This is a genomic window from Pseudalkalibacillus sp. R45 (assembly GCF_052246725.1).
Taxonomy (GTDB): domain Bacteria; phylum Bacillota; class Bacilli; order Bacillales; family Fictibacillaceae; genus Pseudalkalibacillus.
On sequence record NZ_JBQQCL010000018.1, the window covers coordinates 1 to 23,256 of the forward strand.

Here is a 23,256-nt window from a genome sequence, read left to right on the forward strand (position 1 = left end):
CAACGACTTTTAAAGAAAACTTGGCGAGACCAAGCCTTTTGTAGGTCGAGCCTTAGCTGCCCTTATACTGAAGAAAGTATTTTATACTTTCTTTAAGTGCAAGAGCAACAAAGTTTGCGAAAACAGCTGTTTATTAAAATGTACGTTTGACGATGATTTGGAATCCTGTATCACCGTCTTCTAGAAATGAATCTTTCGGTGCTTTCCATAGATGGATGATATAAATCATATCTTTTACGCACAGGAAGATATTCAAAGTCGATACAATCGCAAATAGATGTAAAAATTCGGGCATCATAAAGCCACCGATCAACGAAACCAACGTGATGACGATCAGCGGAAATGAAACGCCAAACAATGCAACTCTTCTGGACAAGACTTCAGGTATACGGCAAAAGAGTGAAAAACGGTTTTCGCCAAAAGCCATACACGCTCTGTGACCTGAAATCCAGATCGGCAGACAATGCAAAAATATATGAAAAGGGATAATCAGTATGAATACCAACATTAATGGCATCAATCCGGTTTGATAATAGATCGTTTCTGGGTGGAACATACTGAAAACCATAAAATAAACGATAAAATACGTTAAGCTGAAGAGTGTTGATATCAGCAAAAGGCGTAGTTTACCGTAATCTCTTGTTAAATTTATAGACCTGTAACAGTTCATGATGTATCACCTTCTTTAGGAAGTAAAATGTGTGGGGAAAGGTGAGAACCTTGCTTAAAAACCACTCCCATACAGTACGATGTTTCGAACGAAAAATCAATAGGTTTTACAAAAAAATTAGAAACGTTTATGGAAGGGTGTCAGAAAGAAATGCGATAGGTAAAATAAATAGTAAAGAAGCATCATGTAGTGTAGGAACTTCCGGGTTGGAAAGGGTACTGGTGCCAGAAAAAGAAGGGGGGAATTTGCGCCGATCGAATTTCATCAGAGTTAGAAAGACGGAGGTAATTCTTGAACAATATAAAGAACTAGATGTTCAGAAAGATGAATTAAGAGAAGCCGCTATGGTCGATCTGACTCCTCTATTAATTCACTTTGCAGGTACACTCAATCCGAAAGGTGAGCGATGAGTTAATGCATTGATTAAAACGACCCAACCTTGATCAAGTAGTGGTTGGTACTTTTTCGATTTCATCTTCAGATACAAGTTCGTTGGTAATTTCTTTTTCACGCTTTACAGGTACGAGTTGACGATCAGTCTCTTCAAATTCACTATCTATTTTAGTGACAGTTGTATCAAGGATGGACATGAAGTCATCCCCGTACACACTTCGAATCACTGCCATCAATTCATCGAACTCAGGAAATTTACCATAAAGGTCACGAATCTTGAGTGATGCACTGAATATACCGTAATTTTCTGGCTGGTAATCTTCGATTGTCCTCAATAACAGATCTCTTCCCGTATCGGTAAGTTTTACGTACGTGTTGCGTTTATCATTTTCTTTCTTTGAGAAGGTTAAATAGCCTTGCTCTTCAAGCTTTTTGGAAAAGTTAAATGCTGTTGACACGTGCATAACACCGAACTTGGAGATATCAGAGATCGAAGCTCCTTCAAGATGGAAAGCAATCCAGAGGATGTGGTGTTCGTTGATGTTAAGACCAAATGGTTTAATCCATCCTTGCCAATCCTTTTCGACGCATTTCCACATGGCTTTACTGATCTGGGCAACTTTATGACTGAACATCATAGCTTCTTTCATTGAAAAATCTTTCTTATTTTCCATAATGAACCCCCATTCTGCTTTATATTATGACAGGAAATGTTAGATTTATAAAGACAATTATCTAAGTGTTCACAAGTTTTTCCCAATAATTGCTTCTTGATAAATCTTTTGAGTGTGAATATATAAGTATTATTTCGACATAAAAAGACAAAACCTTTTTATTTTTGACAAAAAATTATATTTTTTTAGGTTTGTTGTTTTTTGTAAGACTTTCATTTGGAGTTGCTCTATTGTAAGAAACCATCACCAACTTTATATCGGCAAGGATGTTTTATATTTTTAGGTGGGTTTGATCATTTTTTGGGTTTGGGAGGCAGATGGCGAATTCAATCATGGGATTTGAAAGAAGAGAAGGATAAAAAAACTGGCTCGAGTGTCAACTGAAGAACACTTTCTGAGCCAGTCTTATTATGTCACTTTGTACCTGCGGTTTCTTTGGTTTTAGCTGGTTCCTTTGATTCTTCCTGGAGTTCTGCAACGGTTTCATTGATTTCTTCTACATCGTTTTTGATATTTTCGATGTTCGGTTCAATTTCCTTCCTCCAGGATTTGATATCTTCCTTCAAATCCGTCGCAACTTCCTTGAAAGCATCTACACCTTCTTTTGAAACCTGGATGATTTGTTCCTTCAAGCTGATGCCTTCTTTTTTAACATCTGTCATTGTTTGTTTCAATTTATAGGTCGAATCCTTAATGTCTTTACGGATTTCCCGACCTGATTTTGGTGTTGCTAACAATGTTGCTGCCGCAGTGACAATACTTCCAACCGCAAAGCCAATTAGTACCGATTTTTGCTCTTTTTTCATGATTCCTATTGCTCCTTTCGTGATCTTTCTCATCTGTCGAGGGCCGAGGGCGTTGGGTCCCGTCCAAACAAGATAAGTCCTTGTTACATTATTCGAGAACGCCTTTTAGAAACCTTCATAAATCGTTCGACCATTTCTACAAAACTATCCCACGATATCGACAATCTTAAACAATTCTCGGGGAATAAACTACTCATCTCACTCATAGGATGGTATGGGGTGATGAGTGATGATCTATGGAATTATTGTACTTGCTCTTCTTGGGCTGCTTTTATTTTATTTCATGATAAGGATGTTTCTGGACACAAAACGTTATTCGTTCAGAAATGTCCAGGTCCACAAAAAACAGAGCATCGGCCGTATGCTTGGTGTCATCGGAAGTGTTTGTCTATTACTTGTTGTTCTTTTCTTTGTCATCAAATTTTAATTGATATTGAATTTAGCTTGTGTCAATCGTCCATTCTGTATCCGAAAACACTTCCAACTCCAAATACATCTTGGCAAACTCCTCTTCTCGGATTAATATGAAGAAAGATGTGGAAGATATGAGAGAAGGAGGCGTTAGAGATGTGGAAAAAAATCAAACTGTTCATGTACTTTCGAAAAATGGTAAGACATGCACGTACGTTGATCGAGAATCGTGAAGAAAGCGGCCAAATGGTTCAAAACGTACGTGCAAAACTTCAGAAGGATGATATACAAGAAGCATTAAGAGGTTTTTTGGATAAAATACAGGCACTCATTCGTCTCGCAGATCAGTATCGTGTAGGAAATTACCGTGAAATCTCCAAAAAATCAATGGTTTTGGTGGTTGCTGGGCTTCTTTATTTCTTAAGTCCAATCGATGCAATTCCAGACATCATCGCAGGGTTAGGACTTGTCGATGATATTGCGATTATCAGTTATGTATGGAAAACCGTCAACGAAGAAATTGACCAGTTCCTGAATTGGGAACAGGATAAAACAGATAAAACCGACACCCTTTGATGGGTATCGGTTTTTTTTTACGCTTTTATTTTATATATTTATTGTGTCTGATAGTTAAAGGTCGAGCGTTTTGTAATTGTCTGCATGATTGGAAACAGGACTGTCATTGCAATTGTATTGACCACCGCTGTCGGTAGTACCACAGTAACGAATAAGGCGATGAATGGTGCTGGCAGGCTCGTCAGAATTGCAGCAGCTGATAAGAAAATAACGCCGCTGATCAGCGTTCCTACAGCAGTTAAAGAAGCGGCAAGTATTACATTGCCTTGATATTTTTTCAAGCCTATATATAATGCAAAAATGATGAAAGCTGTTACTGGTTTGTCAATCAAGTTTGCAAGCTGACCTCCTGGAAAGCTTGTCGTCAAAGCCGATATGACTCCTGTAGCAAGTGCTGTTACCCCAACGCTTTTTTTGTCAGGGAATAAAATGATCGCTAGAAACATCATCGTCAATAGCATATCGATTTTCATCGACCCTAAAATTCCGGGTATGACTGCGTGAAGCACAAACCCTACTGCTAATAGTACTCCAATCAATGCTAATTGAATGGATTTCATACTTATCCTCTCCTCTTCTCAACTCAGGCTATACTCGTTAACTCCAATAGTGCGCTGATGCCTATTGCGAGTAAAACGGATGCCTTCATTTTACCAGCATAGAGCAGAAAAAGAAAAGGATTTTTACTTACATTACTTGTGACAGTTTATGGTAAGGCGTTCTCTGGAATCATTCATGCATGTTTCTGCTTGAAATATTCCATGTAATCGACAAGACGCTTACAGGTCTCGATTCCGATTCCATTATAGATGGATGCACGACAGCCTCCGACTGATCGGTGTCCATTCAGACCTACAAATCCTCTTTCTTCAGCTCCTTGTAAGAAAGCTTTACTAAGCTCATCAGAAGGCAGGTTGAAGGTGATATTCATCTGGGAGCGGCTCGATTTTTCGGCATGTCCGGAATAGAATCCCCCGCTATGATCGATTGTATTATAGATAAGGGACGATTTTTCTTCACTTCGTTTTATGAATTCAGCTAAGCCACCTTGTTCGATCATCCATTCTACCATCAACCCAAGTATGTAGATCGTGTAGGTCGGCGGGGTATTATGCAACGAATTTTTGTTTGCATGGATCTTGTAGTCAAGCATGGCTGGAAGATTTTCATTCGTTTCAGCAAGGACATCTTTGCGGATGATCACTACTGTAACGCCGGCTGGACCGATATTTTTCTGAGCGCCTGCATATGCGAGCGCGACTTTTTCCCATGGGACCGATCTTGAGCCGATATCACTCGACATGTCGATGACGAGCGGAACTTCGGGAAGCCCATCAAATGATTGCCACTGGGTACCATAGATCGTGTTGTTACTCGTAAGGTGCAGATAACCGGTATTCTCGCTCAGTTCATTCCACTCGGATTTTGAAGGGATATGTGTGAAACCAGATTCTTTACTGCTTGCTGTGATTTCAGTCGTACCGATTTTCAAGGACTCATTATACGCCTTTTGGCTCCAGGAACCTGTTACGATATGAGAGGCGGATTGATTTTCTCTCAGTAGGTTCATCGGGACCATCGTGAACTGGAGGCTCGCTCCACCCTGTAAAAACAAAATCTCATGGGTGTCCGGAATATTTAAAAAAGATCGCATTGAATGCTGTGCATTTTCATGGATCGATTGATATGCTTTACTCCGATGGCTCATTTCGAGAATAGACAAACCTGTTTTCTGATAATTGATCAATTCTTGCTGTGCACGTGTGAGGACCTCTTTCGGAAGAGCTGTAGGCCCAGGGTTGAAATTGAATGTTTCCATGAAGCTCGACTCCTTTGTCCAAAGTTAAGATTGGTTATAGTAAGACTTCTGAAAATTCATTATACTTGAATCACACCATAGATATAAGGGGGATGAAGAAATTGTATAGAGAAAATAAACCGATTGATCTCAGTCCATATGATCACCCGGATATATATCCAGGACCGCGTCCGGACTCTTCCTTTATTTATTATGAAGGGAAAGCACACAGGATCATTGAAAAGAAAGGGGTATCCATTGAAGATTTGACGGTCGAATATTCTGACTCAGACAACTTGTTGGGTTCCTTTCAAGACGGTTCGGAGTATAAACTTTCAATCGGAGATTTCCTGCATGAACAGGAGTTGCCACCGATTGAGGAAAGAGTTCCTCTTGTAGCATATGGTTCGAACATTTGTTTAGCGCAGTTACGGTATAAATTCAATTTGAATAAAGATTTGAATGACTTTGTATTATGTCTTCGTGCCTCCATGCTGGATTCAGACATCATTTACGGGTCCTTTTTAGCGCCATATGGCTCTTTACCAGCAATCATAGCTCCTGTTCAGAATGCAACAACTGAAGTATGGTTGACATTCGTCGAACCTGCACAGCTTGAGCATATGAATCGGACAGAAGGCGGATATGTCCTGCGTGAACATAGGGGAAAGAAGTTCATAACGATTAACGGTGAACAGTTTGAATCGATTTATGCGTATTATTATCCGCATGCCTTTGAATTTGATCGGCAATGGTACCGTTTCAAGGATATAAAAGGAAAATCCGATTTAGATGCGAAATGGCAAGCTGAGATGCTGGATATCATGAAAAATGAATTTAGATTCGAGGGGACAAGAGAAGAGTTCATCCACCAACTCCGATGGAATATCCTATTTTATCGCGAAATACAAAACTGGTTGAAGCAATTCGATACCCATTTCAATCACCCGGATTGGGAGGAACCGAAGTTGATTGAACCAGTTGGCGAGCTAAAACGGACGATTCTGCCTTCTAAATCGCAAGAAGTTGAGCGGATGTTATCGATTTATAAGTGAATAATGGGTTAAGAAGGACTCTGCCACATGTGCAGAGCCTCTTTTTTACATTTAGAGAAAGTATATAAGTACTTTCTTCAATATAAGGGTAACTAAGGCTCAGCCTGCGCTATGGCTTGGCTTTGCCAAGTTTCTTTATTTGATAGATTCAGAAATTTCTTGTGCAATCTGTTGCAGGTCTTCTGAGGTGTAATCGTCTGAGTGCGGCTTCCAGACAGCGCCGAACCCATCGCCTTCACCATACCGGGGGATGATATGTACATGGTAATGGAATACGGATTGGCCTGCAGGCTCTTCATTATTATTCAATAGATTCAAGCCGATCGGTTGGAAGCGTTCCTTGATTGAATTCGCAATCTTAGGGACGACTGAGAAAACTTGTTCAGCAGCTTGAGCAGGAAGCTCATAAAGGTTTTTATGGTGTTCTTTCGGGATCACGAGCGTATGACCTTTCGTAACCTGACTGATATCGAGGAATGCAAACACATGCTCATCTTCATATACCTTTGAAGCAGGGATGTCACCGTTGATGATTTTACAAAAGATACAATCTTCCAAACTAATTCACACCTTTCAAAAGTATTGTTTTCCTATATCGTAATTGTATCATAGGGAGAAATGAACTTGAACTACCCGCCACTTAGCACTCTTGCGAGTGACTTGAAGTGGGGGATTCCTAAGAACACCAGCGTAACCGCCGGTTATGGGTTAGGCGATCCCCGCAGTTCCTGCGGTTAATCGTAAGGCTTCCTTACGAAGATTCCTACTTGCGTTAAGATCCCGATCATGATGCATCGTGCATTTTGGGCAGTCCCACTCACGTAATGCAAGATTCTTAACGTCTTTATGACGGTAGTCACAATGGGAACAAAGTTGACTGGAAGGAAACGTCCTGGATACCACCACGATCTGTTTGCCATACCACTTTGCTTTGTATTCAAGCATGAAACGGAATGTTGACCAACTCACTTCGCTGATGGCTTTGGCGAGGTTGTGGTTCTTAAGCATATGGGATACCTGCAAATCTTCCATACCAATAAGGTCGTGGTTTTTGACAATATGGGTAGAGATTTTATGCAAGTAATCGTTTCGTGCATTTGCAATTTTCTCGTGCATTCGGGCAACTTTAATCCGTTGCTTATGCCAATTCGAAGAGCCTTTTTGACGTCTGGACAGGACTCGTTGGGCTTTCACCAGTTTCTTTTCCAAAGTTCGAAAAAACATAGGATTCTCATACACCGTTCCGTCTGACAATATGGCAAAGTCCTTTAGTCCGACATCAATCCCCACTGAGGAGTTGGTTTTAGACCAATCGTATACTTCTGTTTCCACCAAAATGGACACATAATAGTTGCCACTTGGATTTCGTCTGATGGTGGCATTGAGGATCCGTCCATTAACCACACGACTCCTTGCGAATTTGACGAGTCCCAGTTTGGGTAATTTGATTTTGTTTCCAACAATCGCAATATTTCCGTTTGTATATTTGGTGGTATAAGTTTGGACCTTATTCTTTTTAGACTTGAATCGTGGGGGATTGTTTTGTTTCTTGAAGAATCGTGAAAAGGAATCCGCCAGATTCCTCAATGATGATTGAAGGGCCACACTGTCTACTTCGTTCAGCCATCGTAATTCCTTCTTCAGTTGCGTTAATTGCTTCGAACAAGTAGGATATGTCAACCCTTTCCCTTTTTCCTGGTAGGTGGTATTCCATCGTGCCAAAAAGTGATTAAATACAAATCGACTGCAGCCGATTGTCTTCGCGATTCGAATTTCTTGTTCTTTGGTTGGATAGAGTCGAAATTTATAGGCTCTATGAACCAACATGAATTCCATCTCCCAAAACCAAACATTTGTTCCTATTATATCATAAGATTTCATTTTAGAGATTGAAAAAAGGAACGATTCCAAAAAAATTAGACAGATCATGAGTCGGACAATTGAGATGGTAAGATCCATCCCTTGTCCGAAGGCGATTCATCCTCACCCTACTCATTGGGCTATGCCCTTCCCATTCTTTGAGGATGGGGTCTTCTCGCCTGCTTGATAAAAAAGGAGGTTTTTATCTAAAGGCTCTTTTCTTAAAGATTGTTGCTTTTTGGTCATTTTTAACAACTCACCTTGTGCAAGTTGATTGAAGAGCAAGGTGCGAGACTCCTCGAAAATGAAAATCGCATTTTCTTCGTGCGATGTAACGCTGCCGATGCTTTCCTTGTCCTGCGGGATCAGCGTGCCTACTACCTGAATAATCTCCTCGCAAGGCATGCGACGAGGAACCTCGCTTCGACAGGACTTTCTTGTAGACGCAGGAGCACAAATGCTTCATTGAAAAGGAGACTCCTGAGGTCGCAAGGCGACGAGTGGGCTCACCGCAAGCTCCGCGGAAAGCGAGCACCTGAAGCGGCAATCAACGACATTCAAGAGCAACAAAGTTTGCGAAAAACAGCCTAAATAAATGAAGAGCCCTATCCTATTGATAGAGCTCTCCGGAGAGGTCAGAGAAGAAAAGAGAAACAAGAGATAATGAACAATGGCTTGGGAAAGTGGTCATGTTTAGAAGAGTTGTCTGTAAACGATACAAATAGCATCACGCCGTTTGTACACTCTCCATAGAAGTTGGATTACACAACAGCAATCTCTTTCTCTTTTCTTTTGAAGAAGGGGGGATACCTTCTTCATTCTTATCTTTTCCAAATTTGCCCAAGTTAATACAAGCGATTCTTGATACAATAAGCATGGATCGCTTTTATTTGATAAAATAACATAAAGCTGTTTTCGTTTTTTACAATTTGGACGAAAAACAACTGTTAAGGAAACAGCCTAATATAAAACAACCGAACCATGGAAGGGGTCAAGTATGAAAAGTGTCTTGCACGTCGAACAATTGACAGGCGGTTACAGCCAGCAGCAGCCTGTTCTACATAATCTCAATTTCCATGTCAAATCCAAAGAAATCGTAGGGCTGATCGGCCTGAATGGTGCAGGTAAAAGTACGACGATCAAGCATGTTCTGGGCTTGATGGAGCCGATAACAGGAACGATCAAAGTGAATGACAGTACGATCAACGAAGGGCCAGATCATTATCGGTCCCAGATTGCGTATATTCCTGAAACCCCGGTGTTATATGATGAACTTACGTTATGGGAGCATCTTGAACTCACAGCGATGGCCTATGACATCGATAAGGAGGAATTGAAGAATCGGGTAGAACCGCTTTTGAAAGAATTTCGGATGGAAAACAAACTGAAGTGGTATCCGAACCAGTTTTCTAAAGGGATGAAACAGAAAGTGATGATCATGTGTGCATTCCTGGTCCGACCGGTATTATTTGTTGTCGATGAACCATTCGTTGGGCTTGACCCTCTTGGTATCCAGTCTTTCCTTGATCTCATTGTGCAGGTGAAGGAAGGCGGTACGGGAATTCTATTATCCACACACATCCTTTCAACCGCTGAGCGGTATTGCGACCGTTTCATCATCTTACATGAAGGGAAGCTTTTGGCGGATGGAACCCTTTCGGAAATCCAGTCGAAAATGAACATGCAAAATGCGACGTTAGATGAAATTTATGTTCAAATAACAAGAGGTGCCTGAGTATGGATGTGAAAACGCTCTGGAGGGAACGTGCCAACAATTTTTGGAGTATGGCTGTACGCTATCTTCGGTATATCGGGAACAGCGGGTTCCTTTTTTCGGTTTATGTCGGCATTATCCTTGGCAGCTATTACTACGGCCAGGTATTGAAGGTTTTACCGGAATCATTCCCTGCTGCTGAATTTTTGACGATTCTTGCATTCCTGATTGTAAGCAGAGGGAAGATCCGTACCTTTTTAAAAACAGCAGATGCGAATTTTCTTCTTCCGGTTGAGGGTCGTTTTAAACCTTATTTGCAAAAATCATTACTATATAGCTTCGTTATGCAAGCGTTCAATGTGCTTGTACTATTACTTGTATTAGGACCGTTATATTTCAATCGGATCTCTTCTGAACGTGCTGTCTATTTTGGAAGCCTGGTCTTGATCCTGCTTTTGACGGGATGGAATATCATTTCAAAATGGGAAGAGTTACGAGTGCCAGATGGAACGAAACGTAAAGTGCTTCCCATCATCAGGCTGCTTTCGGTGCTATTCACGCTTTATGCAATTTTTAGAGAAGCATGGTTGATTACGGCAGTACTGATCATTGGCATGGCGATTCTTTATGTCGTAGTGTATCGCCCGCTCTCCCAAAAGCATACCTTGAAATGGGAGCGGTTGATAGAACTTGAAGCAAATGCGCTCATGCTTTTTTATCGGATTGCAAACATGTTTGTCGATGTTCCGGAAATCAGCCGCAAGGTGCGTAAACGGACATGGGCGGCTCCATTAATGAAAGTGTTGAGCGGCAAAAGTGAGACAGTGTACGGCTATATGTATACGAGAGCCTTTATCCGATCGAATGACTATTTCGGCATTTATGCCCGGCTGACCGTGATCGGAATCATACTGATGCTAATCATGCCTCCAGGAATTTTGCTATGGGGCGTCAGTTTACTTTTGATTTACATGACGGCGATCCAATTGACGACATTATGGCCTCACTTTGATATGAAAGTGTGGGTCGACCTCTATCCGGTTTCTAAAAAGGAACGGTACGAAACGTTCCAACGGCTGATTTTCCGTATCATGATTTCGCAAGTGATTTTATTTGCAGTTAGCAGCTTCATCAATCATTTATCAATTGTGGAGACAGGGATCATCCTTATTACAGGGGTTGCATTGGTGCTTGCTTTTACCCGAGTTTTGCTTTTCAAACAGCTTGATAAACGATTCATCCTTACTTAAATGGGACGTTGATGAAATGAGGCATAGAAAATGAGCGGGAAAGAGACGATCGAACAGGAATTACAAGAATGGGAAAAGATGATCTTGAAACGGTCCCCTTTATATAAGCGAGCAGCAAAGAGAGTTCAGGGACAAATCAATAAAAAGATCCCTGAAAAAGTCCATAATGCTGTGACGAATGCGATCCGAAGCATGGTGAAGGCGACGTTGTTCGGTAATGAATATACGACGAAAAAACCGACTGTCGAAGGAATGGCGCTTGAAAAGCGTGATGAATTACTCCAAGAACGGAAAAAAGCTTACAAGAAAACTGCAATGATTGAAGGAGCGGGGACAGGTGCGGGCGGAATTCTGCTCGGGTTGGCGGATTTTCCGTTGCTGCTTGGTATTAAGATGAGATTTTTGTTTGAAGCAGCGAGGATCTATGGATTTGATACCCGAAATTACCATGAGCGGATCTTCCTGCTGCACGTGTTTTTGCTTGCTTTTTCAAGTGATGATGTAAGACGTGAAACATATATGGCAATCAAAAGCTGGGAAGAGACAAAGAACAAGTGGCCGTCCAAAGCCTCAATGGATGACGATTATGATTGGAAAACGTTCCAGATCACCTATCGCGACCATATCGATCTTGTGAAGATGCTGCAAATGGTACCCGGTTTCGGGGCAATTGTCGGAGCGTACGCCAATTACAATTTTCTGGATCAACTCGGCGAAACAGCAATGAACTGCTATCGGTTGAGGTATTTGAATGAAGTGGAGGAAGGGTGATTCGCGGATTGTTTCGTAACGGACATGAGAGCCGTTATTTTGGATAAACTGAGTTGATTCTGATTAGATTTGAGGATAAGGTCCCTGGTGTCCGTTAGCTTTTCCAGTGGAGCCTTATTATTGAGTAAGTTTGAATTTGCGAAATCTTTTGTTTCCGCTTGCTACTTTAAAAAGCTGCAAATCAACCAGGTGATGTAGGATACGTCTAGCATGCCGGTCAGTAATTTTCAAATGATCAGCAATTTCTAGTGGAGTGACTGGTCGGGGGATTCGGCGAGCAAATCGTACAACTTCTGCCTCTAGATGGTTGAGGTTTGCGGGGATATCAATAGAAGTGAATCTTCCGATAAAAGCTAGTATAAGCTGTTGGATCCTTTTGGGTTCATCCTTGATCGATAAGTAAGCTATTGGGAGTATTGTCCATCCTTCCAACACTAATAAAGAGTGTCTCCAGCATAAATCTTTAAATCTCCTGACATCAAGATCACGAGCATGGGGTCCATAACCCTGAATTTCAATACAGCCCTTAGCATTACCAGGTCTGTATGCAAGATCAAGATAACGATAACCATTATTAAAGTCTCGAATCTCCCATTCAGGATCTAAATGATTAAAATTTTTCATCACAGGAAACCAAATCAAACGAAGAAATTCAACTGTCCCATGACCTAATCCTTGCTCAAGTAGTTCACGCCTCCTATGATTCTTTTCTTCGGTTATTTTTTCGTGTAACCAAAATTCATATTCTTGTTTAAATTTTGCATTATCAAACTCCTTTCTTAAAAGTTCTTTTAGAAGAACAAAAAAGCCACTTCAATATGAACACCCAAGTTAATACTGGATAGTACTGAAGCGGCACTCTATGACTGACACTATTAAAGTCAGTATATATGGATAAAATAGGTATTTCAATAGATGATTTTGGTTAGGGAGAATGTTAACGGACATGAGAGCCGTTATTTATGGCAAAATAGTGTGATTTGAAAATTTAACGGACATGAGAGACGCTATTTGTGATAATCGGGGCTAATTCTGGTTAGATTTAAGCAAATAAGGTCCCTGGTGTCCGTTAGCTCTAAAAAAGACCGGTTCCATAACGGAATCGGTCTTTACCTATTTAGTTCGTTTTCACTTTCCCTGCTGGTGCGTAGTTCAAGTGGCTTAAAGCAGCTTCGCCTAGTAGTTTTGCTGCTATCGGCATTGAACGCTCATCGATCATGAATTTCGGGTGATGATGAGGTGCGACATCTACTGCGTCCGGGTCTTTGGCACCTACATAAGCAAAGCTGCCAGGAACGTGCTCGAGGTAGTATGCGAAATCTTCCCCGCCCATTTGAGCAGCTTTTTCACTGACACGAAGGACACCAGGGAGACTTGAGGCAACCTTTTTCAAATGCTCTGTCGGTTCCTTATGATTCACAAGAGCAGGATAGCCTCTTGTGTATTTGAACTCGTAGTCTGTTCCGCTCGACATACAGATTCCTTTGATCACTTCTTCCATCCGTGCTTCAATATTTCCACGCACACTTTCACTGAATGTACGTACGGTTCCCTTTAAAGAAGCACTATCAGCGATGACATTGAAGGCATTTTCAGCCACAAACGATCCGATTGAAACAACAGCGGACTCCAAAGGATCCACATTACGGCTTACAATCTGCTGAAGTGCGACGACCAACTGAGAAGCTGCCAGTACTGAATCTTTTGTCCTGTGAGGCTGAGCACCGTGACCGCCTCGCCCGATTATTTTTACATCGAATTGATCAGCTGCCGCCATGAACGGTCCTTCACGGTAATAGACTTCACCGACATTGTCCGTCGCCCATAGATGAACACCGTAAATGACATCAACCCCATCCAAACATCCGTCTTCAATCATGGTGACCGCTCCGCCAGGAACCAATTCCTCAGCATGCTGGTGGATGAGGACGACATTTCCTTCAAGCTCATCTTTCAATTGATTAAGAACTTTGGCAAGGACCAGTAATGTGGCTGTGTGACCATCATGGCCACAAGCGTGCATTACACCATCAACTTTGGAACGGAAGGGAAGGTCTGTCTTCTCCTGGATTGGCAGTGCATCAAAGTCCGCACGCAATGCAACGGTTTTACCTGGCTTTTTCCCTTCAATCCTTGCAACGAGGCCATGGCCGCCTACATTAGCTCGATAAGGAACCCCGAGTTTATCATAAAACTTCGCTATGTAAGCAGATGTATTCACCTCTTGGAAAGACAATTCTGGATTTTCATGAAGATAGCGACGGATCTCAACCATCTCATGGTAATGACGATCTACGAGTTCATAAAAGTGTTGCATTATACTCCTCCTCACCGGATTAATTGTATGAAAAATCAGTTTTTTACAGTATAGCACGATAACCATGAGTATGCATGGTTGAGAAGTATTCAGAAAAATGTTTAGTTAAACTTTGCTGTTGATTTTCGCGAAATTTACTCCCTTTCCGCGGGCGATCCGCAAGCCTCCTCGCTGTGGGGTCTCGCCTGGCTCGCTTTTCCCCAGGAGTGTCGCAACTTTCGCTTCAATCAACCTCAATAGCTATCTAAGTTAGAAATCAAAAAGGACACTGCCCAAGGGGCAATGTCCGACTTCCAGCATCACTTCAAATCAAACGTATTAGGAGAGTCGCGGATCACTTAACAGACGGTCCATCTCTTCCATATGATGTGTTTCGTCTGCGATAAGATCCTCAAGCTTGACGACTAGTTCTGTCATGTTCAGATTTGCTGCTTGTTTTTTACGCTGTTCATAGCGATCGATTGTTTCTTTCTCAGCTTTACGTGCTTCTTTCAGCATTTCTTGGACATCCGTCAACTGTCTCACTTCAGCTGGCTTCGTTGTCGGAGTGCCTCCTAATGTACTGATTTTCTCTGAAAGGTACATCGCGTGACCTTGTTCATCTGAAATTTCGCCTTCAAAGAAAGGTTTTAAAACCTGACGATACATACCAGAAACGACAGCTGCATTGTATGTGTACATGATGACTGCAGCATATTCGTTTGCCAGGTCCTCATTTAGTCCATCAATAAGTTCTTGTAGTTCTTTATCCATTGGTTGATCATCCTTTCTATAAAATAATCCACTTTCAGCTACGGATATAATGTACCCTTTGATTCGAAATAATAAACTTGTTTTCAAAATTGTGGAATGTTTAATCAGGATATTTTCGGGAATTATTTAACTGTCAATGATTTGGAAAGGTTGTGAATACGAATGAGTAAAATCGCAGTATTAATGACCGATATGTTTGAGGATGTAGAGTATACAGACCCTGCACAAGCATTTATTGATGATGGCCATGAGCTTACCGTCATCGGCACCGAAAAAAAGGAAGTGAAAGGCAAGCAAGGAGATGTGTCTGTTCACGTCGATAAAACAATCGATCAAGTTGATCCGGACGAATTTGACGCACTTTTCATACCAGGAGGCTTTTCTCCAGATATTTTGAGAGCCGATGATCGTATCGTCGACTTTACCGGGAAAATGGTTTATCAACGTAAGCCTATGTTTGCTATCTGCCATGGTCCTCAAATCCTTATCACAGCAAATGTATTGAAAGGACGCAGTGTGACTGGTTTCAAATCAATTCAAATGGATCTGCAACATGCCGGAGCCAATGTTTTCGATGAGCCGGTGGTCGTATGCGGCACACTCGTAACAAGCAGACAACCCGATGACATTCCGGTATTTATAGAGCAATCGAAAAAAGTCTTGAAACAAGGAGTGGAAGAGTATGTCTGAACAAAATCATATGGTAGATAAAAATGAAAACCTGAATGAAAGTGAAGTACGTTCGACCGTGGATCGGATTCCTGAGGAAGAACGTGATCAAATCCTACAGAACTTCGATGTCTTCAAAGAATATCTTGGAAAGCGTGTACGAGTCGGTGAAAAGCTCGGGATGTCTGAAGAGCAGTTAGCGAAAACAGCGGAAAAAGTCGCAGATTACCTGGCTGAAAATGAAGAACCAAGAAACCGTGAAGAGAAGTTACTCAAAGAGCTTTGGAGTGTCGGAGATAAAGAGCAACAGCATATGCTCGCACACATGCTTGTAAGGATGGTTGAATAATAGAGAATGAAAAAGCAGCCTTGGTGGGCTGCTTTTTTATTTCACTTAAAGAAAGTATAAAAATACTTTCTTCAGTATAAGTGCCCAAGCTGGCGGCTTCGGAAGCAATACACCGCACGAAGGAAAAGCAGCAAGTGCTTTTTCGAGAGGAACTAATGGCTCAGCATACGCCTAAGGCTTGGCTTTGCCAAGTTTCCTTTAACGTGGACTTTAAAGTCACTGGGCTTCAATAGGGTATTCTCCGACGGCCATCTGGATATGGCGGGGTAAAACCGTAATCGTTGAAGGAGTGCTATACTCTCGTTCTCCATCACAATCGATGGTCTGGACCGGCGCTGTCTCGATAGAAATGCTGTCGGTTTGAAAATATAAGATGTCTTCACTATTCGGTACATCGTTCATGACTTTTGCTCGCAGCATATCAAAAAATGTTTGGAAGCGATTGGACTCGATGATCAGTACCTCAAGTTTTCCATCTTCTATATCTGAACCAGGGAAAAATGCCCTGATCCCTCCGGTAAAAGGACCATTTCCAATCAGCACCATGGCAGCTTCCCCTTCAAAAGCACATTGGTCTGATTCGAGCTTCAAATTAAAGGTGTTTTCTTGACTGAGTGTTTGTAGTGTACTCAAATAATAGGATAAACGGCCGAAGTTTTCCTTCATTCTAGGATTGATATTAGTCGATACTTCAGTGATCAGGCCGATTCCCCAAAAGTTCAGGAAGTATTGGTGATTGCATTTGCCGACATCAATCCCTCTGAATTTTTGAATACACAGTTGTTCTGCTGCAATCAACGGGTCTTGAGACAATCCAAGTGCCCTAGAAAAATCATTGCACGTCCCTCCGGGTATGATTCCGAACGCAGGACGGTTTTCCAGCGGACTTATCGCATTGATGAGTTCATAGATTGTCCCGTCACCGCCTGCACCAATGATGAAATCTGCATTTTTCCCATATTCGTTTATGTATTGACCTGCGTCTCCCGTTTTATTCGTATGAAACACATTAACGGTCGGAAAATGATGTTCGAGCCTGGTGATGATCTGTTCCATCTGTTCATGAAGGCGTTCATTTCCGGCTTTAGGATTCACAATCAGGTCGACTCGATTTATTTTCAAAATCCAAACCCCTTTCTTCAAAAGACCTAAAAGGTATTTTAAAAGGGGGTGAAGGTCAACCCCCTTTTACTGCGTATCTATGATTCTGTATGATTTGATGTATGGTTTGCCGGTGAACACCGTTTGTGGAAGGGCTTCACTTGTATCTTTTTGTTTGTGAGCTTTCTCGAAGGAGGACGATTGCCTCCAAGCTTCGAAATCACTTTCATCTTTCCACATGCTCGAGACGAGATAGGTTTCTGAATCTTTCGGCCGCAATATGATGATTCCGGTACAGCCGGGCTCATGTTCGACCTTTCCTGCACGTTGTTTGAATCGGTCCTCGAACAAAGGACGTCCTTCAGAAGACACAGGGATATTGTTGAAGACGATGTACTCCGCTCCTTCAAATCCGCCAGCTTCTTCAATCGCTTCATAAGAATGACCGGATTCAAACAAGCTTTCCTTTTCCGTTTTATGTATAAGTGCCGCATCTTCAGCACCTTCTAGCAGATAGAAGCTGCCATCTTCCCCTTCAAATTTTTCTGAAAGGGTTTTCAAATAATTACTGGTACCATAGGTGATATGATAGTTCATCGGTCGATCTTCCTTTCTCTAATCCGTTTTTAGTATACACAAAAAGAGATTTATTCATGATTTACCCTTACAAGTGAAATACTAAACGAAACAAAAGTATGGAAAGACGAGTAAATTTTGAGTAAAGTGGTAAAAGTATCTTACCTATCCCTTTAAGGAGTTGATGCGTTGTGTTAAAAAAAGCAACGCGCATATCGCTCTGGGCAATGGCAGTCATCCTTTGTTCCTTGCTCGTTTATGTAGCGATTGTGTTTGCCGGAAACTATGTGATTGATGAAAAAGATCTTGTGATGAGTTCAGCTTCCACCCTCGTAGATGAGGATGGGAACACGATCACGAAGCTTTATGCTCAGAATCGTGAGCTTGTAAAGATCGATGAGGTACCTGAACATGTACAGGAAGCGTTCATAGCAGTCGAAGACCGTCGTTTTTACGACCACCCTGGTATCGATTTTCAAGCGATCACCCGTGCCTTGTACAAGGATATTTTATCCGGAAGCAGAGTGGAGGGCGGAAGCACAATCACCCAACAGCTTGCAAAGAATATCTTTTTATCACATGAAAAAACGCTATTGAGGAAAACGAAAGAAGCAACGATTGCCATTAACTTGGAGCGGAAATATACGAAAAAGAAAATCCTTGAAATGTATTTGAATCAGATCTATTTTGGTCATGGAGCATACGGTATACAGGCAGCTTCAAAGCTGTTTTTCAATAAAGATGTAAGTGAATTGACTTTGGAAGATGGTGCTTTGTTAGCGGGACTTCCGAAGGCACCGAGTGGGTATTCCCCGATTGCGCATCCTGAAAAAAGCAAGGATAGAAGGAATACGGTGCTTTCCCTTATGGAGAGGCTTGATTACATTCCAGCAGAAGAAGCGGTAAGGGCTCAAGGAAAGACAGTTGCGCTTGATGTATCCCGATTGGAGAAAGACCCAGCATACTTGACTTATATCGATATGGTTTTAAAAGAAGTGAAGGAAGAATATTCGCTGACGACTATGGAAGTTTTACAAGGCGGATATAAGATCGTCGTACCGATGAGTCCTGAAGCTCAGCAAGCTTCCTATAAAGCGATGCAAGAGGATAAATATTTCAGAGGTTCAGACCTGAAGGAATCACCTCAGGGTGCGTTTGTTCTTATGGATTCACATACCGGTGGAGTAATGGCCGTCCAGGGTGGACGTAATTACGTTGCACAAGGCTTCAATCGTGTGAATGCCAGACGTCAGCCAGGTTCGACGTTCAAGCCGTTAGCGGTGTATGGACCTGCAATGGAAACAAAAGATTGGGAACCCTATTCCTTATTGAAGGATGAACCTTTGAAATACAACGGGTATGAACCTGAAAATTATAATGATAAGTATCAAGGCTCCGTCTCAATGTATAAGGCAATCGAGGACTCTTTGAATGCTCCTGCAGTCTGGCTTTTAAACGAAATTGGACTGACAAAATCCTTAAAGTACATTCAGGAGATGGGAATGGATGTTGAGGAGCGGAAACTCGGTGTTGCATTAGGGGGTTTGGATGAAGGGGTCACCCCTTTACAAATCACCAGAGGGTTTTCTGCCTTCGCCAATGGTGGAGAAATGGTTGAACCGTTTTTCGTAAAAGAAATCTACGATCGTGATGGCAAATTGATCGGGAAAGCGGAGGTTGAGACCAAAAAAGTCTTTTCAAAGCAGAATGCATGGTTCATGACGAAAATGTTAGAGTCAGTTATTAAAGAAGGAACCGGTAGGAGAGGGCATGTAAACACAGCACTTGCTGGAAAAACCGGAACGACAACATTGGAAGAAGTCGAGGGCGGGAACAAGGATCTCTGGTTTGCAGGATATACGCCAAATGCAGTCGGGGCTGTATGGATCGGTTACGACCGGACGACCAAGGATCGCTACATGACGGGGACAAGCTCAGATGCAACCCTCATGTTCAAAAACATTATCAATGAAATCCCTGACCAAAAGAACATGGCGTTTAACAAACCAAAAGGAGTCAAAGATCTTGAACCACCGATCGAATTGATCGAAGTGGACGATCTTAGCGCACAATACGCATTCGGACGGTTCGGAGTCCCAGGGATCCAACTGAACTGGACACCGTCTGATGATAAGCGGCTTATGTATAAGATCTATATGCGCACTGATCAAGGGGCGGTGAAGATCGATACGGTAGAAGGAAAAGGCTCTTACACAGTCGTCTCACCAAAGCTCTTCACCTTTCCGGACTTCTTCATCGTTCCATACGATCCACTAACCAAACAAGACGGAGAACCATCCAACACTGTCTCATCCTCCATATTCTAAAGAAAACTTGGCAAAGCCAATCCTTGATGTAAAAGACAAGCTTCACCGCCAATCCGCGGTGAAGCTTTCTTTACGTGGCATTCTTTCTGTACCAGGCACCGAATCAAAGTCCTTCTCTCCCAAGGGTTCTCAGATGGTGCCTGGCACCTCAGGATAAATAGGAAATTAGGCTTAAGGTTTCAATGTAAAGATTAAGTGGGTTTAGTCGATACAAAGGTGGACAGATCTTTATAACTGACCGAGGGGGATAGGGAATATGTTCAAGAAATTACAAAGCAAGCTTATGCTTGTAATGGCTCTTATTTTATCTATATCTTTGCTATCTGTAGCTTTTCTTACATATGATCGTGTAAGCGGGACGATGGAGAATAATGTCGAAGCTCAGACACAGGCGAAAGTGGATCAGATGTCCAACCACATCAGTCTTTATTTAACCAATATCGAACAAACGATGGAAAGGTACAGTCAGGATGAAAGAGTCATTTCAGCTCTGAAGTCTTCTAATGACGGTTCAAATAATGAACAAGCGGCATGGGAGACCGTCAAAGGGGATTTCGATCAATATTTAGGAATGAATGAAAATATCGCGTACCTATACATAGCTAGTGAGAGCAAGAATATGAAAATCACTCCAAAGATCGACCTTCCGGATGATTATGATCCGACGGCAAGACCTTGGTACGAAAATGCACTTGAAGACACTTCAAAAGTGATCTGGACAGACCCGTATGAGGATGCTGCAACAGGTGACTATGTTTTGACCTCTGCAAAAATTGTAAAGGATCCGAGTTCAGGAGATGTCCTCGGTGCGGTAGCTATGGATATGAACTTACAAAATCTAGCGAATGTGGTTTCGAATACGAAACTCGACTATGACGGCTACCCGTTCCTTTTTGATAAATCCGGACTGGCAATGGTCCATCCAGATTCTAAAGGGAAGAATCTTCTTAAAAATAAGGATTATGTAAAAGAGATGTTCACTTCAAAGAACAATATGGTTGAAGATAAGGAAGGGAAGCGTTTCGTCAATTTCAGCACTATCGAATTGACAGGATGGAAGGTCGGGACTTCCACACCTGAAGCTGCATTGACGAAGGAAGCCGGGGCTATCCGCAATACGATTTTGTTCATAGCTTTGATCGTTATTTTAGTATCGATCGCAGCAAGTTATTTTGTAGCGAAAAGTATAACGAGACCGGTACGCAGCTTGCGGGATGAATTGAATAAGGTGGAATCGGGTGATTTAACAGTCAAGGTACAAAATGATAGTCAAGACGAATTAGGTGATTTGACCAGGCATTTCAACGCGATGATTGATAGAATGCGTGAATTGATCAAAGCTGTGAAAACCTCTTCCTATCAGGTAACGGAATCAGCTGAAGGGCTCAGTGCCGTAGCTGAAGAAACCATCGCTTCAAATGAAGAAGTGACCCGGGCTGTAACTGATATTGCAAAAGGTTCTTCCCAGCAAGCCTCTGATGTTGAATCGACACACTTACGCGCCGTAAATTTATCGGATGATATCGAAAAAATTAACGAGCAGGTAAATGCCATGATGAATATATCTAAAAATGCAGATGCAGCAAGCAAAAACGGAATTGATCAGATCAAGACTCTGCGTTTGAAAAATGATGAATCCAATCACGTATTGTCAGCTGTCGAAACGGTCATCAATGATTTGAATAATAAAGTAAAAGAAGTAGAAGAAGTCATTGCTACCATTACAGAAATCTCTGAGAAAACAAACCTATTGGCATTGAATGCTGGAATTGAAGCTGCAAGAGCAGGGGAAAGCGGAAAGGGTTTTGCTGTTGTCGCGAACGAAGTACGGAAGCTGGCAGAACAATCATCAGTAGCAACCGAACGTGTAAAAAGCATTCTAAAAGGGATTGAAACTGAATCCAAGCGTGTTGGCAAGGAAATGAACCAGACAAAGGTCATATCTGGAGAGCAAAGTAAAGTTGTTGAAGGTACCGAAGAAGCCTTTACTTTATTAGGGGAGTCGCTTGGTCAAATGCTCGAATTCATTTCTGAGATTGGAAATGACGTCAAGAACTTGAACGAGCACAAAGAATCGGTAATGGAAGCAATCCAGAACATATCAGCTGTAGCTCAACAGGCAGCTGCATCATCAGAAGAGGTGAGTGCTTCCACAGATGAACAACAACGTGCACTCAATACGGTCGGTGAATCGGCAGAAGCATTAAACGCCGCAAGTGGTGAACTCATTGAATTGATCAAACAATTCAAAGTAGAACAAGAACAAAATAAATAAAAATGATTTGGCTGACTCTTTTTTAGAGCAGCCTTTTTTATTTTTTAAAACGAAAAAAAGCCCGGGTATCATTGCCTGATTCCCGGGAATGCCTCTTGTATTTTCTTTTTCACCAAAACATCAAACCATCAATCTTCCTCAGGTACATTAGTTTGTAACTTTTTCCGCCTTGCTAGATGTTTCTCAACGAGATATAGTCCGAACATCAATAAAACCAACCCGTTTCCAATGAATTGAAAAACAAGCTGATAGGAAGGTTGAAACTTGAAAAATATCAATACACCTATATAAAAGACAATGAACGGCACGATGATCAGTCGTTTCGTCCTTTTCTTATCAATTAAGAAAAAATTCTTCAACCGTTCGTATAAAAGTATGACAACTGCCCAATAAAATAATGAATAGGATAAGCTCAAGGAACCACCAGTCGTTTGCACGAACAACGTCGAGAAGATCAGGTGTATGCCTAACAATGTCAAAATGATCATGAAATAGATACAAATATATAGGATCATACGGATCATGAATAAATTCGGAAGTTGATCAAACAATAGACGTTCTTTATAGCGCAGCTGAAGCTTTCCATAAACGAACATGAAGACGATCGTGCCGGCGATGATACCGAATATATAGGAAGACTCTAGATCATAAAGATAGAGACTTGATATGTCTTCGATAGTCAGATCGGAAAAGAATAGTCTGCGGATGAATACCAGCAGATAAACGATCCCGTATCCAATAAAGAAAATAGAGGCAAACTTGAACCATTGAGGTCCAGTCGTTTCTTTCACTTTCTTGTTTCGGTTCTTTCTCTCCTGACGTAATGAAGTCATTCCAGGATCCTCACTTTCAACATTTCGACCATACGAAAGAAATTTGACAATAAGGCTCTTGTGTAACTAGCCTTACAA

25 protein-coding genes are annotated in these 23,256 nt (G+C 41.7%); 11 read left to right on the forward strand and 14 right to left on the reverse strand.

Features of this window, described 5'->3' with window-relative positions; genetic code table 11:
• Positions 1–133 precede the first annotated feature (133 nt).
• Positions 134–568, reverse strand: coding sequence for a DUF3267 domain-containing protein (locus ACTWQL_RS20505; RefSeq protein ID WP_443144265.1), 435 nt, complete (start codon positions 566–568; stop codon positions 134–136).
• A gap of 308 nt (positions 569–876) precedes the next feature.
• Here ACTWQL_RS20505 and ACTWQL_RS20510 point away from each other — a divergent pair, with 308 nt between their 5' ends.
• Positions 877–1,080, forward strand: a complete 204-nt coding sequence (locus ACTWQL_RS20510; RefSeq protein WP_443144266.1) for a hypothetical protein — start codon at positions 877–879, stop codon at positions 1,078–1,080.
• Positions 1,081–1,113: 33 nt separating this feature from the next.
• On the opposite strand, the gene ACTWQL_RS20515 is transcribed toward ACTWQL_RS20510, so the two are convergent.
• Positions 1,114–1,737: an HTH-type transcriptional regulator Hpr gene (locus ACTWQL_RS20515; RefSeq protein ID WP_443144267.1), complete on the reverse strand. Its 624-nt coding sequence runs from the start codon at positions 1,735–1,737 to the stop codon at positions 1,114–1,116.
• A 413-nt stretch (positions 1,738–2,150) separates the two neighbouring features.
• Positions 2,151–2,543: a YtxH domain-containing protein gene (locus ACTWQL_RS20520; protein WP_443144268.1), complete on the reverse strand. Its 393-nt coding sequence runs from the start codon at positions 2,541–2,543 to the stop codon at positions 2,151–2,153.
• A 229-nt stretch (positions 2,544–2,772) separates the two neighbouring features.
• On the opposite strand from ACTWQL_RS20520, the gene ACTWQL_RS20525 reads away from it, so the two are divergent.
• Positions 2,773–2,970 carry a hypothetical protein gene (locus ACTWQL_RS20525; RefSeq protein ID WP_443144269.1) on the forward strand — a complete coding sequence of 66 codons (198 nt, stop codon included), beginning with the start codon at positions 2,773–2,775 and terminating at the stop codon, positions 2,968–2,970.
• Positions 2,971–3,110: 140 nt separating this feature from the next.
• Positions 3,111–3,530 carry a YkvA family protein gene (locus ACTWQL_RS20530; RefSeq protein WP_443144270.1) on the forward strand — a complete coding sequence of 140 codons (420 nt, stop codon included), beginning with the start codon at positions 3,111–3,113 and terminating at the stop codon, positions 3,528–3,530.
• A 38-nt stretch (positions 3,531–3,568) separates the two neighbouring features.
• Here ACTWQL_RS20530 and ACTWQL_RS20535 read toward each other — a convergent pair whose 3' ends face one another.
• Entirely contained in the window at positions 3,569–4,090 is a 522-nt protein-coding gene (locus ACTWQL_RS20535; RefSeq protein ID WP_443144271.1) for a tryptophan transporter, read from the reverse strand.
• Positions 4,091–4,263: 173 nt separating this feature from the next.
• Complete coding sequence (gene serC, locus ACTWQL_RS20540) at positions 4,264–5,349, reverse strand: 3-phosphoserine/phosphohydroxythreonine transaminase (protein ID WP_443144272.1); 1,086 nt, start codon at positions 5,347–5,349, stop codon at positions 4,264–4,266.
• A 101-nt stretch (positions 5,350–5,450) separates the two neighbouring features.
• On the opposite strand from serC, the gene ACTWQL_RS20545 reads away from it, so the two are divergent.
• On the forward strand, positions 5,451–6,383 hold the full coding sequence (locus ACTWQL_RS20545; RefSeq protein WP_443144273.1) for a hypothetical protein: 933 nt from the start codon (positions 5,451–5,453) through the stop codon (positions 6,381–6,383).
• Between the two features lie 135 nt (positions 6,384–6,518).
• Here ACTWQL_RS20545 and ACTWQL_RS20550 read toward each other — a convergent pair whose 3' ends face one another.
• The 3 genes from ACTWQL_RS20550 to ACTWQL_RS20560 all read right to left on the reverse strand — a co-directional run bounded on the left by ACTWQL_RS20550 (position 6,519) and on the right by ACTWQL_RS20560 (position 8,648).
• On the reverse strand, positions 6,519–6,941 hold the full coding sequence (locus ACTWQL_RS20550) for an HIT family protein (RefSeq protein WP_443144274.1): 423 nt from the start codon (positions 6,939–6,941) through the stop codon (positions 6,519–6,521).
• Positions 6,942–7,091: 150 nt separating this feature from the next.
• Positions 7,092–8,210 carry an IS200/IS605 family element RNA-guided endonuclease TnpB gene (gene tnpB, locus ACTWQL_RS20555; protein ID WP_443144275.1) on the reverse strand — a complete coding sequence of 373 codons (1,119 nt, stop codon included), beginning with the start codon at positions 8,208–8,210 and terminating at the stop codon, positions 7,092–7,094.
• Positions 8,211–8,375: 165 nt separating this feature from the next.
• Positions 8,376–8,648: a hypothetical protein gene (locus tag ACTWQL_RS20560; RefSeq protein WP_443144276.1), complete on the reverse strand. Its 273-nt coding sequence runs from the start codon at positions 8,646–8,648 to the stop codon at positions 8,376–8,378.
• A 592-nt stretch (positions 8,649–9,240) separates the two neighbouring features.
• Between ACTWQL_RS20560 and ACTWQL_RS20565 the strand changes: the two genes are divergently transcribed.
• From ACTWQL_RS20565 to ACTWQL_RS20575, 3 genes are read left to right on the forward strand one after another with little or no spacing between them, the layout of a single operon-like run.
• Positions 9,241–9,978: an ABC transporter ATP-binding protein gene (locus tag ACTWQL_RS20565; protein WP_443144277.1), complete on the forward strand. Its 738-nt coding sequence runs from the start codon at positions 9,241–9,243 to the stop codon at positions 9,976–9,978.
• A gap of 2 nt (positions 9,979–9,980) precedes the next feature.
• Positions 9,981–11,207, forward strand: coding sequence for an ABC transporter permease (locus ACTWQL_RS20570; protein WP_443144278.1), 1,227 nt, complete (start codon positions 9,981–9,983; stop codon positions 11,205–11,207).
• A 30-nt stretch (positions 11,208–11,237) separates the two neighbouring features.
• On the forward strand, positions 11,238–11,978 hold the full coding sequence (locus ACTWQL_RS20575; RefSeq protein ID WP_443144279.1) for an EcsC family protein: 741 nt from the start codon (positions 11,238–11,240) through the stop codon (positions 11,976–11,978).
• A gap of 117 nt (positions 11,979–12,095) precedes the next feature.
• On the opposite strand, the gene ACTWQL_RS20580 is transcribed toward ACTWQL_RS20575, so the two are convergent.
• The 3 genes from ACTWQL_RS20580 to ACTWQL_RS20590 form a co-directional block, all read right to left on the reverse strand.
• On the reverse strand, positions 12,096–12,698 hold the full coding sequence (locus tag ACTWQL_RS20580) for a transcriptional regulator (RefSeq protein ID WP_443144329.1): 603 nt from the start codon (positions 12,696–12,698) through the stop codon (positions 12,096–12,098).
• Between the two features lie 397 nt (positions 12,699–13,095).
• Positions 13,096–14,295: a M20 family metallopeptidase gene (locus tag ACTWQL_RS20585; protein WP_443144280.1), complete on the reverse strand. Its 1,200-nt coding sequence runs from the start codon at positions 14,293–14,295 to the stop codon at positions 13,096–13,098.
• 318 nt (positions 14,296–14,613) lie between these two features.
• A complete protein-coding gene (locus ACTWQL_RS20590; protein WP_443144281.1) occupies positions 14,614–15,048 on the reverse strand; it encodes a ferritin-like domain-containing protein in 435 nt (144 codons plus the stop codon).
• A 162-nt stretch (positions 15,049–15,210) separates the two neighbouring features.
• Here ACTWQL_RS20590 and ACTWQL_RS20595 point away from each other — a divergent pair, with 162 nt between their 5' ends.
• Together ACTWQL_RS20595 and ACTWQL_RS20600 are read left to right on the forward strand one after the other, a co-directional pair.
• Positions 15,211–15,738 (forward strand): type 1 glutamine amidotransferase domain-containing protein, encoded by a 528-nt coding sequence (locus ACTWQL_RS20595; RefSeq protein ID WP_443144282.1) that lies wholly within the window; start codon positions 15,211–15,213, stop codon positions 15,736–15,738.
• Positions 15,731–16,066 (forward strand): DUF3243 family protein, encoded by a 336-nt coding sequence (locus tag ACTWQL_RS20600; protein ID WP_443144283.1) that lies wholly within the window; start codon positions 15,731–15,733, stop codon positions 16,064–16,066. The genes ACTWQL_RS20595 and ACTWQL_RS20600 overlap by 8 nt, the downstream gene beginning before the upstream one ends.
• A 216-nt stretch (positions 16,067–16,282) precedes the next feature.
• Here the strand turns inward: ACTWQL_RS20600 and ACTWQL_RS20605 are convergent, their stop codons facing one another.
• Together ACTWQL_RS20605 and ACTWQL_RS20610 are read right to left on the reverse strand one after the other, a co-directional pair.
• Positions 16,283–17,188 (reverse strand): diacylglycerol/lipid kinase family protein, encoded by a 906-nt coding sequence (locus ACTWQL_RS20605; RefSeq protein WP_443144284.1) that lies wholly within the window; start codon positions 17,186–17,188, stop codon positions 16,283–16,285.
• Between the two features lie 66 nt (positions 17,189–17,254).
• Positions 17,255–17,764, reverse strand: a complete 510-nt coding sequence (locus ACTWQL_RS20610) for an antibiotic biosynthesis monooxygenase family protein (RefSeq protein ID WP_443144285.1) — start codon at positions 17,762–17,764, stop codon at positions 17,255–17,257.
• A 170-nt stretch (positions 17,765–17,934) separates the two neighbouring features.
• Between ACTWQL_RS20610 and ACTWQL_RS20615 the strand changes: the two genes are divergently transcribed.
• Together ACTWQL_RS20615 and ACTWQL_RS20620 are read left to right on the forward strand one after the other, a co-directional pair.
• Entirely contained in the window at positions 17,935–20,070 is a 2,136-nt protein-coding gene (locus tag ACTWQL_RS20615; protein WP_443144286.1) for a transglycosylase domain-containing protein, read from the forward strand.
• Between the two features lie 256 nt (positions 20,071–20,326).
• Complete coding sequence (locus ACTWQL_RS20620) at positions 20,327–22,345, forward strand: methyl-accepting chemotaxis protein (protein WP_443144287.1); 2,019 nt, start codon at positions 20,327–20,329, stop codon at positions 22,343–22,345.
• Positions 22,346–22,473: 128 nt separating this feature from the next.
• On the opposite strand, the gene ACTWQL_RS20625 is transcribed toward ACTWQL_RS20620, so the two are convergent.
• Positions 22,474–23,178: a hypothetical protein gene (locus tag ACTWQL_RS20625; RefSeq protein ID WP_443144288.1), complete on the reverse strand. Its 705-nt coding sequence runs from the start codon at positions 23,176–23,178 to the stop codon at positions 22,474–22,476.
• Between the last annotated feature and the right edge of the window lie 78 nt (positions 23,179–23,256).